General features: G+C 47.0%; 14 protein-coding genes. 6 read left to right on the top strand and 8 right to left on the bottom strand.

Annotated elements, in window-relative coordinates; all coding sequences use genetic code 11:
• Positions 1–67: 67 nt before the first annotated feature.
• Positions 68–1,459: a PhoH family protein gene (locus P3C17_RS06950; RefSeq protein WP_300928732.1), complete on the top strand. Its 1,392-nt coding sequence runs from the start codon at positions 68–70 to the stop codon at positions 1,457–1,459.
• A 76-nt stretch (positions 1,460–1,535) separates the two neighbouring features.
• Here P3C17_RS06950 and P3C17_RS06945 read toward each other — a convergent pair whose 3' ends face one another.
• Positions 1,536–2,192, bottom strand: a complete 657-nt coding sequence (locus tag P3C17_RS06945) for a choice-of-anchor H family protein (RefSeq protein ID WP_300928731.1) — start codon at positions 2,190–2,192, stop codon at positions 1,536–1,538.
• An 82-nt stretch (positions 2,193–2,274) separates the two neighbouring features.
• Between P3C17_RS06945 and P3C17_RS06940 the strand changes: the two genes are divergently transcribed.
• A complete protein-coding gene (locus P3C17_RS06940; protein WP_300928730.1) occupies positions 2,275–3,114 on the top strand; it encodes an RluA family pseudouridine synthase in 840 nt (279 codons plus the stop codon).
• On the opposite strand, the gene P3C17_RS06935 is transcribed toward P3C17_RS06940, so the two are convergent.
• Entirely contained in the window at positions 3,105–5,084 is a 1,980-nt protein-coding gene (locus P3C17_RS06935) for a tetratricopeptide repeat protein (protein ID WP_300928729.1), read from the bottom strand. The genes P3C17_RS06940 and P3C17_RS06935 overlap by 10 nt on opposite strands.
• Before the next feature lie 80 nt (positions 5,085–5,164).
• On the opposite strand from P3C17_RS06935, the gene P3C17_RS06930 reads away from it, so the two are divergent.
• Positions 5,165–6,028 carry a kinase gene (locus P3C17_RS06930; protein WP_300928728.1) on the top strand — a complete coding sequence of 288 codons (864 nt, stop codon included), beginning with the start codon at positions 5,165–5,167 and terminating at the stop codon, positions 6,026–6,028.
• On the opposite strand, the gene P3C17_RS06925 is transcribed toward P3C17_RS06930, so the two are convergent.
• Genes P3C17_RS06925 through P3C17_RS06910 form a run of 4 tightly spaced genes read right to left on the bottom strand, consistent with a single transcriptional unit; the run spans position 5,997 to position 10,514 of the window.
• Positions 5,997–6,947 (bottom strand): D-2-hydroxyacid dehydrogenase, encoded by a 951-nt coding sequence (locus P3C17_RS06925; protein WP_300928727.1) that lies wholly within the window; start codon positions 6,945–6,947, stop codon positions 5,997–5,999. The two genes, P3C17_RS06930 and P3C17_RS06925, sit on opposite strands and share 32 nt — an antisense overlap.
• Before the next feature lie 2 nt (positions 6,948–6,949).
• Complete coding sequence (locus tag P3C17_RS06920) at positions 6,950–7,366, bottom strand: group 1 truncated hemoglobin (protein ID WP_300928726.1); 417 nt, start codon at positions 7,364–7,366, stop codon at positions 6,950–6,952.
• On the bottom strand, positions 7,360–8,187 hold the full coding sequence (locus P3C17_RS06915; RefSeq protein ID WP_300928725.1) for a DUF3034 family protein: 828 nt from the start codon (positions 8,185–8,187) through the stop codon (positions 7,360–7,362). The genes P3C17_RS06920 and P3C17_RS06915 overlap by 7 nt, the downstream gene beginning before the upstream one ends.
• Complete coding sequence (locus tag P3C17_RS06910) at positions 8,184–10,514, bottom strand: EAL domain-containing protein (protein WP_300928724.1); 2,331 nt, start codon at positions 10,512–10,514, stop codon at positions 8,184–8,186. Before P3C17_RS06910 ends, P3C17_RS06915 begins: the two co-directional genes overlap by 4 nt.
• Before the next feature lie 24 nt (positions 10,515–10,538).
• Between P3C17_RS06910 and P3C17_RS06905 the strand changes: the two genes are divergently transcribed.
• Genes P3C17_RS06905 through P3C17_RS06895 form a run of 3 tightly spaced genes read left to right on the top strand, consistent with a single transcriptional unit; the run spans position 10,539 to position 13,798 of the window.
• Positions 10,539–10,724 (top strand): hypothetical protein, encoded by a 186-nt coding sequence (locus P3C17_RS06905; protein WP_300928723.1) that lies wholly within the window; start codon positions 10,539–10,541, stop codon positions 10,722–10,724.
• Between the two features lie 42 nt (positions 10,725–10,766).
• A complete protein-coding gene (locus tag P3C17_RS06900; protein WP_300928722.1) occupies positions 10,767–13,043 on the top strand; it encodes a patatin-like phospholipase family protein in 2,277 nt (758 codons plus the stop codon).
• Positions 13,044–13,057: 14 nt separating this feature from the next.
• Positions 13,058–13,798 (top strand): transporter substrate-binding domain-containing protein, encoded by a 741-nt coding sequence (locus tag P3C17_RS06895; protein ID WP_300928721.1) that lies wholly within the window; start codon positions 13,058–13,060, stop codon positions 13,796–13,798.
• Here P3C17_RS06895 and P3C17_RS06890 read toward each other — a convergent pair.
• Together P3C17_RS06890 and P3C17_RS06885 are read right to left on the bottom strand one after the other, a co-directional pair.
• Positions 13,795–14,244 carry a hypothetical protein gene (locus P3C17_RS06890; protein ID WP_300928720.1) on the bottom strand — a complete coding sequence of 150 codons (450 nt, stop codon included), beginning with the start codon at positions 14,242–14,244 and terminating at the stop codon, positions 13,795–13,797. The two genes, P3C17_RS06895 and P3C17_RS06890, sit on opposite strands and share 4 nt — an antisense overlap.
• A gap of 185 nt (positions 14,245–14,429) precedes the next feature.
• Positions 14,430–15,374, bottom strand: a complete 945-nt coding sequence (locus P3C17_RS06885; RefSeq protein WP_300928719.1) for a helix-turn-helix domain-containing protein — start codon at positions 15,372–15,374, stop codon at positions 14,430–14,432.
• Positions 15,375–15,518: the final 144 nt, after the last annotated feature.

The following is a 15,518-nucleotide window of genomic DNA, read 5'->3' as shown; positions in this document are numbered from 1 at the left end:
TGAAGTAAAGATTGTTGTATTTTTGCCATGAACATTCATGGTTTTTATTGTCGCTAAGGAGCTGCTTATGGCGCGAAGAAGAGCTAAAGATAAAAAAATATACGTTCTGGACACCAACATTCTGCTGCATGAACCTTTCGCCTTCTTAAACTTTCAGGAACACGACGTTGTCATCCCGATGACCGTGCTCGAAGAACTGGACCATATCAAAGACAAACACAAAGACGTCAGCCGAGAGGCCCGTATTGCGATTCGGGCGCTGGAAGATGTACTCAAAGACGCTTCACCTGAAGAAATGTTGTTGGGTGTTGCTTTACCTAGCCCTATTGAAGAAAAAAATGCTGGTCATTTGTTTATTATCAACGACCACCATATCAGCGACCAAATCCCGGGCTTGCCCGGCGGTGAAAATGACCACCTGATTATTAATACCGCTTTATTTTTACAGCGGGAAAAAGCGCCGACCAAAGTGATACTGGTCACCAAAGATATTAATATGCGCCTGAAAGCTAAAGGGGCAGGGCTGAAACTGGTTGAAGATTACCGAACTGACCAGTTGATTGATGATGTGCGGTTTTTATACAAGGGCTATTACAAGTTTTCCGGCGATTTCTGGTCTGTGGTCAAAGATTGCCGTACCCATAACGAAGGTCGTGACACCTATCATTTTGTGCCTCGCTCCGTATTGCCTAATGCCTACCTGAATGAGTACCTGATTGACGAAGCTGAAACTTTTGCTGGCCGGGTGCTGGAAATCAATGAGCAGGAAATTAAAATTCTCGACCTGGGTTTTGAACGCCTGATGCACAAACATGCCTGGGGTATTCACCCGAAAAACATTTATCAGGCAATGGCACTGAATGCCTTGCTGGACCCTGATATGGATTTAGTGATCCTGACCGGTCCTGCAGGTTGTGGTAAAACTCTGATTGCGTTGGCTGCCGCGCTGGAGCTGGTGATTGAAAAAGGCTTGTACGACAAAGTAATAGTCACTCGTAACACACCGGAAATTGCTGAGTCTATTGGCTTTTTACCTGGCACCGAAGAAGAGAAAATGGCACCTTGGCTGGCAGCTATTACCGATTCATTGGAAGTGCTGCATAAAACTGATGAACATCCGCATGCCAGCGTGCAGTATATTATGGACAAAGCCAATATCCAGTTTAAGTCTGTGAACTTTATGCGCGGTCGCAGTATCCAGAACGCAATAGTACTGTTGGATGAATGTCAGAACTTAAGTGCAGCGCAGTTGAAAACTATTATCACCCGCTGTGGTGAAGGTACCAAACTGATTTGTTCCGGCAACCTGTCGCAAATCGACAGCAATTACCTGACGGCAGTGACCTCGGGTTTAACTTATATAGTGGAGCGTTTTAAAAACTTTGAAGGCAGCACTACCGTTAATCTTAATGGTGTGGTGCGAAGCAGGCTGGCATCTTTTGCTGAGGCTAATTTGTAAAAGATTTAAAAAAAGCCCCGCTTTGCTGCGGGGCTTTAACACTTCTGCACTATAGCTTTGAGTTCTCTGCTGGCAGTTAAACCACTTTAAATTTTCTGCGTGCAACAGCAACTGCAAACAATGCCAGTACACTTAACCAACCTAAACTGCCGCTGTCTTCTTCAATAATCACAACCTGTGGTCTGTCATAAGAATAATCTTCCAGTGGAAGCTCCGATAACGCTGGTTCGTCGAATCCTGAAATTTCAGCTAACAAGTCATTGTAATCCGCATCATAAATCCGGATCACCAAATCGTAGTAGGCTGGCGGCAGGCTATGCAGCAGTTCACTTTCTATCGCAAACCAATCGTCTGCACTGGTGCCGTATAAGGTAAATACAGAACTGGTATGGATGATGACCTCAGGTGCTCCGGTGCGTTTTAACGCAAAATGGGCATAGACTGGAACCGACGTATAGTTTGTATCGGCGTCAAAACGAACATAAAGACCGTGATAAAAGCCGTTGTTGTTTAAGTCTGAGTCAAATGAAATATCTATGGTATCAAACCAGACATTGTTTTCGACACTTTGAATTAAGGCGCCGCTGCTGCGCAGTGTTGCTTTAGGTTTGGCTGTCGCAGCCAGCTCAGACGGCAACGCAAATGACTCTTTGGTGGATGCGACTTCTGCAGGCGCGGCCAGAGTAAGAAAAGGTGTTACAACAAATAAACTGACCAACCAAAATTTACGCATACACAGAGCCTCCTAAGCTTTGGTATCATTACAGGCTAATGGCCATGAATACTGGCTGAACTCTTTTTTAAGTGAAAATATTTTGAAACTGACAAAAAAGCTCCAGATTACAGAGCCACAACAAGCTATTGAAGCTTTGGTTGCGGCTGCACCACAACTGAGTAAAGGCCGGCTGAAAGATGCTATGAATAAAGGTGCGGTGTTGTGGCGGCGTGGTAAACAAAATAAAAGGTTACGCCGTGCTCAGGCGGATCTATTACCTGGTGACAGTCTGGAACTAAATTACGACGAGCAATTACTGCAGCGCAGTTGTGAGCCTGCAGTTCTTATTCACGAAGCTCGTGGTTATAGTGTCTGGTTTAAGCCTGCAGGTATGTTATCCCAAGGTAATGAGTGGGGCGACCATTTGGCCTTACTGCGTTTTGCGGAGCTGCACTGGCAAGGCAAACGTCAGGTATTTTTACTGCATAGGTTGGATCGTGAAGCCAGTGGTTTGGTGTTAATAGCTCATACCAAACAAGCTGCAGCAGCTTTTAGTCTGATGATGCAGCAGCATAAAATCGACAAAGAATACCGGATTGAAGTCAAAGGTCAGCTGTCTGAAGAATTGCTGGCAAAAGGCGTTTTGACTGCACCGCTGGACGACAAAGCCTGTAGCACTGAATTTGAATTGGAGTCTTATTCAGAAGAGCGCCGCAGCAGCATCATCAGGGTGAAGCTGATCACCGGACGTAAGCACCAGATCCGCCGTCATTTTGCCTGGGCTGGGCACCCTGTGATGGGCGACCCTGCCTATGGTTCGGGTAATAAAAACCAACAAGGTTTGATGCTGCAAGCGGTGAAGCTGAAGTTTATTTGTCCTTTTCGTAAAACCGCTATGGAGTTTGAACTGCCAACAAACTTAATGCAGATTCAAATCTGAGCCAATTGTTGCTTTAGTTTGTCAGTCAATGAAATGCCATTCGCCTGTACTTCCAATAAGCCCAGGCTGATGGCATTAAATAAATCCTGCCTCAGGTTCTCAGCTTGCCAGGCGCAAGGGCGGCTCTGATTGCACTGATAGTGGAATTCCATAGCGCCTTGCAGCCCTTGTTTCTGCGCCAAAAACAAGCTGTACCAGACCAGCTCACGCAATGCGTCTAAGTCCTGTTCACAAATGCGTTCAGACAGCAGTGAGTGCAAAGGTAAAACCGCCGAATGAGCCTGATAATCTGGGGCTAAGCTTTGGAGCAACTGATGTTGCAAGTCATGAGCTTTCTGCTCTGAAGCGCAATACAACCAGAACTCCTGATCCTGCTCAACCCAAAATAATGCCTGGTCTAACAGTGTTCTGAACTGAACGAAATCTGCGCTGACTTGTTGTATGCCTTTGCTCAGCAGGGCATTCGTTTGCGCCGGAATGATCACCAGCAGTTGTCCTTGAGTTTTAGCCCTGTGATGATGCAGCATTAACTCGGTAAAACTTCGCCACTGTGGTTGCTGCACCAAGGTGCCTGAACTGTTTTTTTTCTGTTTATTCAACAACAAAAGCAAGCAAAAAAACGTAATTGCCAACAGAGCCAAACTAATCAGCAACCATTGCCGGAGTTGTTGTTGCCGTGCTTGCTGCACCTGTTGTTGTTTTTCTTGTTGCATCTGCAGTTCAAGACTGCTTTGCAAGCTATCCAGTTGTAGTTTGCTGTCGTCATTGAGCTGAGCGATCTCCAACTGATTGGCTGACTTTTCCAGCTGATAGGCTTGTTGCCATTGTTGTTCAAGGGCCGCCAGTTCCGCACTTAAGGCTAAATGTTTATGCTGAAGATAGCCGGCCAGTTTATCCGGTTGTGGTGCAGCTTCGGCCAACAACTGTGTTGCCGCACTGTAATTTTGTTTTTTGATAAACACATTAACAAGAAACAATGCAGTCTCAGATTTGATGGACTGTGCCGATACCTGGCTGGCCAGTTGATGGGCTTTGATCAGCAACTGCTCGGATTGATCCAGATCGTTTTGCTCCAGTGCCAATTCTGACAAACTGACATAAGCTGAGATCAGCATATGGGGATCCTGGCTATCCATTGCTAATTTCAGGGCATTGTTGTAAGTGACTTTCGCTTTGTCGATTTGTTTAAGCACCAGTTGGCTGTCGCCAATATTAATCAGCGCATTTACCTGACTACTTAGACTATCTAACTGCTGATAAAGCCTGCCAGCTTCTTCAAAATGCTGCAACGCCAGCTCGTGTTGTCCAAGCTTCTGATAGGCCATACCCAGACGCATATTGATCGAGGCAATGGCTTGTTGATCTGCCAATTCAATAGCAAGCGGTAAAGCTGATTTAAAATGCTGATAAGCTTTGGTCAAATGATTGTTTTGTAAATGCAGGCGACCCAACATGATCATTGAATCCAATTGACGCTGTTTGTCCGCGGCCTGAGTCGCCAGGGCCAGACTTTGTGCCGCGGCTTTCATCGCGAGCTCGGTGTTTCCTTGCTGATTGTAGGCTTGCGAAAAACTTTCCAGAATATCCATTCGCAGTGCCAGCAACACCGGGCTTTTTTCCTCAGGCAAAATAGCCTGTGCCAGTTTTAGCTTTTCAACCGCAAGCGCAGTGTCGCGGTAAAATACGCCATAAGTTAAAGCCTGCATTAATAAAATACGAGCGGCAAGCTCGGTGTCGGGTTCTAACGTCAGAGCTTTATTGCTGAACTCCAGCGCAGCCTCTTTGTTTTTCAGCACATAATGGCTATAGGCCAACAGAAAATAGTCAGTTGCAGTGCGTGCAGCTTGAGTTTGCTGTGCATCGAGTTGGCCCTGCGGATTGGCCTTGGTTTGCTCTAATAATTGAGTTAAATCCGCTGCATAGGTGCCAGCAGTAAACAGCAGCAAAAAAAAGCAGAAAGCAAAGCGCATGCGGACGTACTCCAAAAAATAGACAACGCAGTGTAACTGAAAGAAAATCAGACAGCCAGACCAAAACGACGAGGTGCTTAGTGACTGAAAATGTTAGCAATTTATGGCTGAGACACTGGCTTTTTTATAGCCTGAAAGCTCAACTGATGAAGCTGGACTCTATAAATAAACAACTCAGTAGATTAAGTCAGCTTCAACCGTCACAGCCTTTGATTATAGGCATCAGTGGCGCTCAGGGCAGTGGAAAAAGCAGTCTGGCCGCAGCTTTGCAAAAATTATGGTCAGGATTAGGTGTTCAGGCTGATGTGGTGTCTTTAGATGATTATTACCTTGAACCTGACCTAAGGCTAAAACGAGCCAGGCTCTGGCATCCACTTTTTGCTGAGCGTGGCGTTCCTGGCAGCCACGATATAGCACTGCTGTTGTCCCAGTTACAAAATTTCAAAGCGGGCGAAGCTCAGCACTGGCGTCGTTATGATAAAGGGCAAGACAAAGCTGCAGCAGCAGCGCCAGTAACAGGGGCGCGATTGTTGATTGTTGAAGGCTGGTGTGTTGGGCTGAAACCACAGCCGGATCATGAACTGCTGCAGCCTATCAATGCACTGGAACAACAGCAGGACTCTGATGCGGTATGGCGGCGTCAGGTTAACCAACAACTAAATGGCGATTATCAACTTGTTTGGCAAGAGTTGGACCAGCTGGTTTGGCTGAATGCGCCGGACTGGCAGGCGGTTTGTCGCTGGCGATCCTGGCAGGAACAAGTTCTGCAGCAGCAGGGCTTAGGAAAAAGCCCTGCACAACTTGAAGGCTTTATGTTGTACTTCCAGCGTTTGACGCAACAGAGTTGGCGACAGCTACCGCAGTGTGCAGATTTTATTCTGGATTTAGACTCGCAACATCACTTTATCCGTCTTACACCTGACGAACAGGTTGCTGACGAATAAAGGCTTGCAGGTTTTCCGACAGTTGCCCCACCAGACGTTGCATCGCCTGACGACTGGCCCAGGCGACATGAGGGGTCACAATCAGATTAGGAATGGGCTGGCTAAGCAGCGGGTGGCTGACAGGTGGTGGCTCAATGCTTAATACATCCAAAGCTGCTCCGGCCAGGCGGCCATTTATTAAAGCGTCCGCCAGCGCCGATTCATCAATCAGCCCACCTCGTGAGGTGTTAATCAGCAATGCAGTGGGTTTCATCCAGCTTAAGGTTTTTGCGTTGATCAGTTTTTCGGTGGCCGCAGTGAGCGGGCAATGTAAAGACAACACATCGGCCTGGCGCACTGCGCTTTCAAAGGGAGTTCGGCCTGTGCGAATTTCTGTGGCATCAGGTCGTTCAGCTAGCAGTACTTTCATACCAAAAGCTGCTGCCAGACGAGCCGTGGCCTGACCTAAATCACCGTATCCCACCAGAGTCATGGTTTTATCCGCCAGTTCTTCTATAGGTTGCAGGTGCAGGCAAAACTGCGAACTTTGACTCCAGGCCTCTTGTTGTACTGCCTGATGATAAGACTGAATATGGTTGGTCAGTTGCAACAATAAGGCAAAGACCTGCTGGGGCACTGCAGTACCGGCATACCCCTGAGCATTACAAACCACTATGCCTGCTGCCTTGGCTGCAACTAAATCGACCATATTCACACCTGTAGCTGCAACCAGAATACAGCGCAGTTCAGGCAAAGCCGCTATAGCTTTCGCATCCAGCGGCACCTTATTACTGATGACGACCTGCGCTCCGCCTGCATGAACAAGTAATTGCTCAGCGCTGGTTTGGGGATAGAGGTTTAAACTGACATCAGCTAACCGGAGCGGACTCAAATCGGTTTCAGCCATAGTGGCTGCATCAAGAAAAACGACTTTAGTCATGATCAGCGATACACCACATCTTTATACATAGGCGCTAACATCGCCAGAAATTCATTTTGTGCTGCAACAGGAACCTGTTGTTGCTGCATAGCTGTAATTAAATGATTGACCAGTGCATCAAAGTGCGCCTGAGTGATCTGAAAACCTGTGTGGCTTTCCTGCATAGAAACGCCTGTGTATGTGCAGGGACCTCCCGAGAGTTCGCAAAACTGCTCTATCAACAAACGTCGAAATCTGGGGATATCGGTGTCTGCAAAATGATGCACTATGCTTTGGTCGTGCTCGATGCCATACAAAACGCTATCGACAATTTTTTCAACGCCTGCTTCTGCACCTAAACGTTGGTACAAAGTAGTTTCTGGTTTTTGCTGGCAGGCGGTTAAGACCAAGGTCGCGATTAGCAGCAGGTACTTCACCATGTGCCCTCCACTGATAGATAAAAGCCGGTTTGTTCTGTGAGGCCCGCTATGTCACCTAAGTCGACATAACCCAAAACCACAGATGCATTTTTATTAATAAACCAGGCAGCAAATAAATCCCGCCAGTGTTGCTCGTCAGCAAAACCCAGCTGATTGGGTTTTTGCTTAAATTCAGCGCCAACAGCCAGATTGTAATTCAGCAGCAGCACCGCTGAGCTTTCAAACATCAGTTTACGAGTAACCCCCTGACCGCCAAAACCTAACAAGCCGGTTTGATGTGCCTCTGTTGAACGCACTGTCGTATTAAGTAACAGGTTACGGCCCGCTATGGCATCAAAAAACACTTTAGTGGCGGCAACATAAAACTCATAGCCAGAATCATCACCAGCGCCTACAGCCGCAGGTAAAGCAAAGTCGCGGTTTTTCTTAAATTGCACACCCAGACTGATTTGTGGCATAGCCGTATACAATAACTCACCTGCCACTTTGTATTTGATGCCCAGAACGTCCTGACGCAGCTCACCGCCTATAGTGTCGAGACCGAGCTTTTGTCGGGCAAAAGACAGTTCCCACTGGTTGTTGAAACTGGCACCCACACCATAACTATCCAGCGTAAAATCATCCACACCCACCCGGGCGGCAAAGGTAGTGACTGACCACTCGTCACTGCTGCTGTAGCCGTTGATAGTGGCCCATGGCACTATGCCTCCGCCTGAATTGCCTTCGATGTTTGTCGCCCCTCCGGTGGCTATAACTTTGGATCCTGCCATCAGGTTGCTGCTGGCTACTGCTAAACACAGCACCACTAAAATTTTTTTCATTCAGTTACTTCTTGTTCAAACCATTGAGAATTCTGTTCAGCAAACTGTTGAAGCCATTCGCTGAAAACTTCTGAAGTTAAAGGTTTAGAGAAAAAATAGCCCTGCACCTTATCACACTGATATTGCTGCAGCTTTGCAAGTCCTGCTCTGTTCTCCAAACCTTCAGCTGTTACTTTTAAACCTAAGCTATGAGCCAGTTGCGTGGTGGCGCTGACAATTAAAGCATCATTCTGATTGTGTTCAATGTCTTTAATAAAAGCCCGGTCGATTTTTACTTCATGCACCGGCAACTGCTTTAAATAGGCTAAGGACGACTGGCCTGTACCAAAGTCATCAATCGCCAGCTCGATACCCATATCACGCAGTTGGGTTAAAATCTGGATCACTTGTTTTGGATCCTGCATCACTGCACCTTCTGTCACTTCGAGTGCTAACACTGACGAGGGCAGTTGATAGCGTTGCAAAAGGGCGGCAATGTCCGCAGGTAACTGTGGGTTGGTTAAGTCATGGGCCGACAGGTTAACGGCCACAGTAATACGTTTCCCCTGTTGATACCAAAGGGCTAATTGAGCAACCACAGTGTTGAGCATCCACTCTGTCACCAGGGCTATATTGCCTGAGTGTTCAGCGAGTTTAATAAATTCATCTGGTGGCACAAAACCCAGCTCAGGGTGAACCCAGCGAATTAATGCTTCGGCAGAACTGCACTTTCTTTGACCCAGCTCCACTTTGGGCTGATACACCACAAAGAGCTGGTTTTGCTGCAAGGCAGCTGGTAAGTCTCGCAAAATGGTCAATTCGCGCTGATGGCTTTCATCCTGACCTTGCTGATAAAAAGCGATCATTCCAGGCTGTTGTTTGGCATGGCTTAACGCAATATCCAGTCGTCGAATGGCATCATTGGCATGTACGCTGCCGGGGGCAATATTATAAGCGCCAAGGGACACCTGTAAGCTCAAAGACGAATCGGCCAATAAATACCCTGAATGCAGTTGCTGCCTTAATTGTTCTAATTGCGGGGCAGAAATATGCTGGTTGTACAGCAATAAAAATTCATCTCCACCTAAGCGGGCAACCAGCAACGGCGTGGGATTGAGTTGATTCAGACGCTGCGCCATTTGTTGCAATAAGGAATCCCCATTGGCGAAACCTAAAGCATCATTAATATGGCGGAAATTTTTTATATTCAGCAGCAATAAACCCACATCCTCAGTGGGCAGCAGTTCGGCCAGCTTACGCTCGGCTGCGCCGCGGTTTTTTAAACCTGTCAGGGAATCATGTTCAGCCTGATACAGCAGCTCCGCTTCCCGGCTGCGGATATCCAGCTGCATCTTTTGTAAGGTATTTCCCAGCAAACCTATTTCACCTTTGGCTGCAGGTAAATCCTTGGTCGTCAGACCCTGACCTATCTGGCTGGCAAAGTCGGACAATAATCGTAAAGGCTGAGTAATACTGCGGGCTATCACAAAAGCCAACAGCAGTGCCAGGGTTAAGCTCAAACCAAAAATGACCAGCAGTTGCTGACGGATCTGCTGGTAACTTTCTTGCCAGCGTGCACTTGGATAATGCAATACAGCCCAAAGCAATTGCTGTTGGTCCAGGGCTAAAGCCAAAGATAAAAACTGGTCTTCGTTGCTGCTAAAAGGTTGTTGCTTTGTGTCCGCCAGATTAGGCAATAAAGGTAACAAGCTTTGTTGTGTCATGCTGTCTAAGGTGGAGTGTAAGGTTTGATTTCCCTTGTCACTGTTGGTCGTAAAGCTGATATCCAGATCTGTGATACCTTTAATTTGCTCGGCCAGTTCTTTGTTTAAACTGAACCCCATGCCAACCCAGGCTATGGTTTGCGGTGCTCTGACAGGGACAAGTACCAATTGGTAGGAACTACCTGCTAATACCAGAATATCGTTGACAGTGCCGGACTGATTGCCTTTGCTCTGTAAAAATACTGGCTTTACATCTGCATTTGTTAAATCTGTGCTGGTGCTGGTAAGTAAGTCCCCCGCTGGAGATAGCAGCAGCACCAGATCGGCATTGACTCTGCTGCCATGATTCTCAAGTACAGACAAAATAGTTTCTTGCTCAGCAGTGGCTACAGCACGGCGAAATCCGAAGTCGCTGGCCAGAATACTGACAGAATTAGTGAGCTGGCTGGCTCTGTTCTCCAGCGCCTGTATAAATACGTTAGCTGCAACCCTTAATACTTGTTGGGCTTGTTGTTCACTGTCTTTTTTCATCGCATTTAAAGTGGCTAAACCACTGGCTAAAGCCAGAATGGTTAACAGACTAACAAGCGATATCACCAGGCGACTACGCAATGAATCGAACATTTGACCTCGTTGTGGCAGCAAATAGTGAATGCTGTCATAGTAGATAATAAAGGAAAATTTGAGTGTCAGGATATCGGCAGCTACAACACTAATGCTCTCAATAGTGAACGCCAATGCTGCCGTGATGAAACCTTAGCAACAACTCAGAAAGGACTCAACTCTAAAGCGGCAAAACCAGAAAAAAACCTGACTTTTCAACTTCGTATTTAATACTATTGTTAGTAATGGATGAGTTAAACAGAGGAGCTGCGGATGAGGGCAAAATGGGGACTGTGGTTTGTTGCGCTGTTGTTCAGCGAATTTGTGCTTGCCGCAGAGTCTGAAGCCACAGGGCAGGAGCCTTGCGCCAGAGTAAAAAACCGGCCTTGTATCGCTTTAGTTCTGGGGGGCGGTGGTGCCCGTGGCGGCGCTCACCTTGGTGTGATCCGGCAACTGGAACAACAAGGCATACCTATAGATCTGATCGTAGGCACCAGCATAGGAGCCTTTATTGGCGGCCTGTATGCAACAGGTCATAGTCCGGATGAAATCCAGTCTATCCTCGATCATTTGGAGTGGAGTACAGGTTTTCGCGATAAAGTGCATCGTGATGAAATGCCGGTGCGACGCAAACAGCAACAAGACCATTATCCAATCCGGCTGGGTCTTGGATTGGACAGTTCAGGCGTAAAAATTCCTAAAGGCGTGTTGTTAGGTCAGGCTATGGCGGAACTGATTCTGGAGGCCTATGGAGCTCAGTTAAATCATAGTCATTTTGACCAGTTGCCTATCCCTTTTCGTGCCGTGGCTGCAGATTTAACCAACAGAGAAACTGTGGTGATGAGTCAGGGTAGCTTATTGCAGGCTGTGCAGGCTTCTATGTCGATCCCAGGAGTAGTGCGGCCTATGGAACTTAACGGCCGGGTGCTGGTAGATGGTGGCGTGGCGAATAACTTACCTGTCAGCATTGCTAAAGATTTAGGCGCCGACAGAGTGATAGCTGTCGCTATAGATGCGCCCCTGCTAACTAAAGAACAGCTGGATTCAGCTTTTGCCGTGACTGATCAGTTAACCAATTTTTTGGTGCGTCAGGTGGTCGACCAACAGATTGCTTTGTTAGGATCTGAGGATCTGCTGCTCAATCCGGACGTGGCAAAAATTGGCACTCTGGATTTTGAACAGTTGCCTGCCTCCATCGACGCGGGTCGTGTCAGTGCACAACAGCAAGCTGCTGCACTGGCCAGTTTTTCCTATCCAGAGCATTTTCCGGATTGGCTGGCAGCTCACAGAGCAAAGCAAGCGACCAGCATTCGGGTAGATCGCATTGAGCTGGATAATCAAAGCTTGTTATCTGATCAGGTCATATTGCACAGGCTGGCATTAAAAGAAGGCCAAAATTACAACAGTAAAAAACTCAAAGAAGGTTTGAGGCAGGTGTATGGCGTCGATACGCTGGAGCGGGTGTCTTTGCAACTGGAGCAAAATTCACAAGGTGAAGATACCACCTTAAAAGTTCGGGCCGTGGAAAAAGACTGGGGGCCTGGTTATCTGAATTTCCGTTTTACTATGGAAGATGATTTCCGCAATAACAGATATTACCAACTGGCTGCTTCCTATACCTACACTAACATTTCTGAGTTAGGGGCCGAATGGCACAATGAACTGGCGCTGGGTACAGATAAGCTCATTAGTTCAGAATTGTATTGGCCCGTTTTTACACCTGCCACTTTTGTCAGCGCACAAATAATGCGCGATACCACTATTTTGGCTTTGGAAGATACTGAAGGGTTATCCTTAGGCGACTTATCTAATAAAGAAACCACATTGACGGCGAAAGCGGGCTGGAACTTGTCTGATCATGCCCGACTCAGTTCTGGCTGGACTGACAAGAATGGCTACTTTCGTATTCCGGTGTCCGGGGTGGACGAGTTGGGTTTTAGCAAGCTGGAGTATCAGCGTGAAGGGCCTGTGCTGGATTTTGTCTGGGATCGACTGGATAATCCGGCTTTTCCAAGTAGAGGTTTTCGCATTAGTGCCAATTGGCAGTGGTTAGATGATACAGCTCTGGGCCAGACGAATCGCAGTCGTAGTCATGTCATTGAAGTGTTGGCTGCCCGCAGCTTTTTTGAGCGCCATATTTTGCGAACCCGCTGGCGTCATGAAGAGTATACGCCCGGCGACCCTAATGTGGCTGTGGAACAATTTTCACTGGGAGGCTTATTAAATCTGTCCGGATACCCAAAAAACTATTTGTTTGGCAGTGAAGTGAAGTTTGGCAGTCTGGTGTACCTGTACAAAATGAGTGAAAACAGATTCAGTATCATTAATTCGCCTTTTTATCTGGGCGCTTCACTGGAAAAAGGCCTGGTGCATGGCAATATGATCCAGCTTGAACGTCTTGCCAATGAAACCGACTGGATTTGGGCCAGCAGTGTTTTTGCTGGCTGGGATAGTCCTTTTGGTCCTGTCTATCTCGGATATGGCCGGGCGGAAGACGATCTGAATGGCAAGGCGTATCGCTATTACTTATCTTTGGGGCACAATTTCTGATCAGAGGCGGAATAATGAACAATATCAGTAGCTGGTTGGTGGTGCTTTTGTGTTCTTTGCCCTGCCATGCAAGCTCAGTCCAAACAGAGTTGAGGGTAGGTCTGAGTCAAAATGCTGCACCGCAAAAACAAGGCAATACCCTTCATTTTGAAACTGAATTGTTTCGTCAGTTATTGGCTGAGCTTGGCTATAAGGTAAAGTTTGTTGCTGTGCCACACGCCAGATTAAGCCGCATGTTACAAAATAAGCAACTGGATATGGCAGCACGACAAGGTAAAGAGCAGTTAGCAGGGCTGTTTTATAGTCAGCCTTATCTGGAGTTTCATAACTTGGTTTTTGCCTTGTCCGATTTTCCGGACTCGTTGCAGAAGGTGCAGCAGATGAGCCGTTATTCAGTGGTCAGTTTTCATAATGCGACTAAAATTCTCGGTACCGAATTTAGTCAGGCGATGCAAAGCTCACCATCCTATAGGGAAGTGGTGGATCACAATCAGGCCATTGATCTGTTGCAGCAACAGCGCACTGTGTTGCTGGTGCTGGATAAAGTGACGTTTTATCGGCGCTGGGCTGAAAAAGGGTTATCTGCAAATAAGGTAAAAAGTTTCGATTTGTTTCCAAAAGCTGAGCATAAAATTGGCTTTACTGATCAGAAGTTGCAACAAGAGGTGAGTCAGTTGCTGCAAAAATGGCAGGATTCTGGCCGGGTTGCACAGCTGCAAAAACAAACCCGGCAGTACAATCCATCGTTGAATTAACTTGCTTCTTCAGTCAGTTTTTTTGCACTTTCTTTGATCAGTTGTTCTTTTTGTTTTTGCAGTATGTCCAGCTGAGCTTTTTCAGCGTCCGTCAGTTCGCCTTCTTTACTGAGCAGAGCTTCAATTTTCTTTTCTATTTCTTCCAGTTTTTTCCTGTCTATACCCATTTTGGCGTCCAGCACTTGTTGCATCATGTTGGCAAGCCGACTTGTATCTGTTAGCTGTTCATTCTCTTCATTTTGTTTGCTTGGTTCTTCAGACAAAGAGCTGCTGTTGCTTTTTGCCAGATGGATGTAAGTCAAAGCAGGTTCTTGTTGTCCATCAGACAAACTGACTTTGTCGGCATAAGGGTCTTCAACAAAGACCCTGTCTTTGCCAAAGGACGGGGATTTCAATAGCTGACTATCCAGTCCAAGCGACTGTGTGGCACCAGAAATACTGAACATACGGATCTCCTGAGCTTTATGCTGTGGTCATGGATCTGACCTTTTACACAAAAGGAGCAAATTTGGTGCCAGAGTTACTTGGCTTCAAAACACAGGAAAATAGCGGGTCATGAAGCAAGGTGCGGCAAAAGCTGGCCGTTTTTCACATGTTTTTAGATGATACTTGCCACCAGCTATGCCACAGCTTACAACTGACTGCAGCTGAATTGACGTTGATACTGACGGGGGCTTATCCCCAATTGCTTTTGAAACTGCTGACGCAAGTTCAATGCTGAGCCAAAACCTGTCAGATCACTAATTTGTTCTATCGAATGCTGACCTTGTTCCAGATAATGCTGCACCAGTTGCAAGCGTTGTTGCGTCAGCCACTGCAGCGGGCTTAAGCCCGTACTGGCTTTAAAATGCCGATCAAAACTGCGTCTGGACATCCCTGCTTTATCGGCCAGTTGCTCAATAGCTAAAGGCTGATGTAAATGCAATAAAGCCCAGTCCATAGTGGTGCTGAGTAAATTAGTTTTTTTCTGTAGCGGCTGTGCGACAAACTGAGCTTGTCCACCTTCACGGTGAGCGGAAATCACCGCTCTTTTTGCCACCTGATTGGCAATTTCAAAGCCAAAATCCCGCCTTATTACCGCCAGTCCCAAATCCAGCGCCGCTGCGCTACCAGCCGAGCAACCTATGTGGCCATCAAAACAATAGAGCACATTTTGCTGATACCTGCTGTCAGGATAACGGCGCTGAAACTCATCGGCATAACGCCAATGGGTCGTTGCGGCTTTGCCTTTAAGCAAGCCAAGCTCTGCCAGCAAAAATGCACCTGAGCAGAATGAAATAAGCCGGACACCACGCTGATAAGCGGCCACTAACTGACTGCGCAACAGCGCTGGAGGTTCAGGCTGCGACACAGACCAGTTGGGGATCACAATGGTATCGTAGGCTGTTAAATCCTGCACCTGCGGTACCAGCAATTGCAGGCCGCCAGTTGCAGTGAAAGGCCCCTGATGAAAGCTGATAATATCGGTCTGATACCAGTTTGGGTATTCAGGCCGACTTAAAGCAAACAACTCTGAAGCACAACCCAGTTCAAAACTAGCCACTGCAGGGCCTAATAAAATAGCAACTTTATGCATAATGGCTGTCCGTATTTAGCTGATGGCTGAGGTTGGCTTAATACTATCTTATTGTGTCTTTTCAGCCAATGGTGTGGGCTTTGTCTGTGAAGTAGAGTACTGCTGAAGTTCATCAGCGCTCGAATGCAGCGCATTTAATCAGGA

Origin of the sequence: Rheinheimera sp. 1928-s (assembly GCF_029269265.1) — a bacterium.
GTDB lineage: Bacteria > Pseudomonadota > Gammaproteobacteria > Enterobacterales > Alteromonadaceae > Pararheinheimera.
This window is presented reverse-complemented; position numbering and strand designations above follow the sequence as displayed.

Excerpts from the sequence above, each read along its gene's own strand:
- P3C17_RS06895 (WP_300928721.1), top strand. The coding sequence starts at position 13,058 with ATGAACAATATCAGTAGCTGGTTGGTGGTGCTTTTGTGTTCTTTGCCC.
- P3C17_RS06915 (WP_300928725.1), bottom strand. The coding sequence starts at position 8,187 with ATGAAAAAAATTTTAGTGGTGCTGTGTTTAGCAGTAGCCAGCAGCAAC.
- P3C17_RS06925 (WP_300928727.1), bottom strand. The coding sequence starts at position 6,947 with ATGACTAAAGTCGTTTTTCTTGATGCAGCCACTATGGCTGAAACCGAT.
- P3C17_RS06920 (WP_300928726.1), bottom strand. The coding sequence starts at position 7,366 with ATGGTGAAGTACCTGCTGCTAATCGCGACCTTGGTCTTAACCGCCTGC.
- P3C17_RS06885 (WP_300928719.1), bottom strand. The coding sequence starts at position 15,374 with ATGCATAAAGTTGCTATTTTATTAGGCCCTGCAGTGGCTAGTTTTGAA.
- P3C17_RS06900 (WP_300928722.1), top strand. The coding sequence starts at position 10,767 with ATGAGGGCAAAATGGGGACTGTGGTTTGTTGCGCTGTTGTTCAGCGAA.
- P3C17_RS06935 (WP_300928729.1), bottom strand. The coding sequence starts at position 5,084 with ATGCGCTTTGCTTTCTGCTTTTTTTTGCTGCTGTTTACTGCTGGCACC.
- P3C17_RS06910 (WP_300928724.1), bottom strand. The coding sequence starts at position 10,514 with ATGTTCGATTCATTGCGTAGTCGCCTGGTGATATCGCTTGTTAGTCTG.
- P3C17_RS06890 (WP_300928720.1), bottom strand. The coding sequence starts at position 14,244 with ATGTTCAGTATTTCTGGTGCCACACAGTCGCTTGGACTGGATAGTCAG.
- P3C17_RS06945 (WP_300928731.1), bottom strand. The coding sequence starts at position 2,192 with ATGCGTAAATTTTGGTTGGTCAGTTTATTTGTTGTAACACCTTTTCTT.
- P3C17_RS06950 (WP_300928732.1), top strand. The coding sequence starts at position 68 with ATGGCGCGAAGAAGAGCTAAAGATAAAAAAATATACGTTCTGGACACC.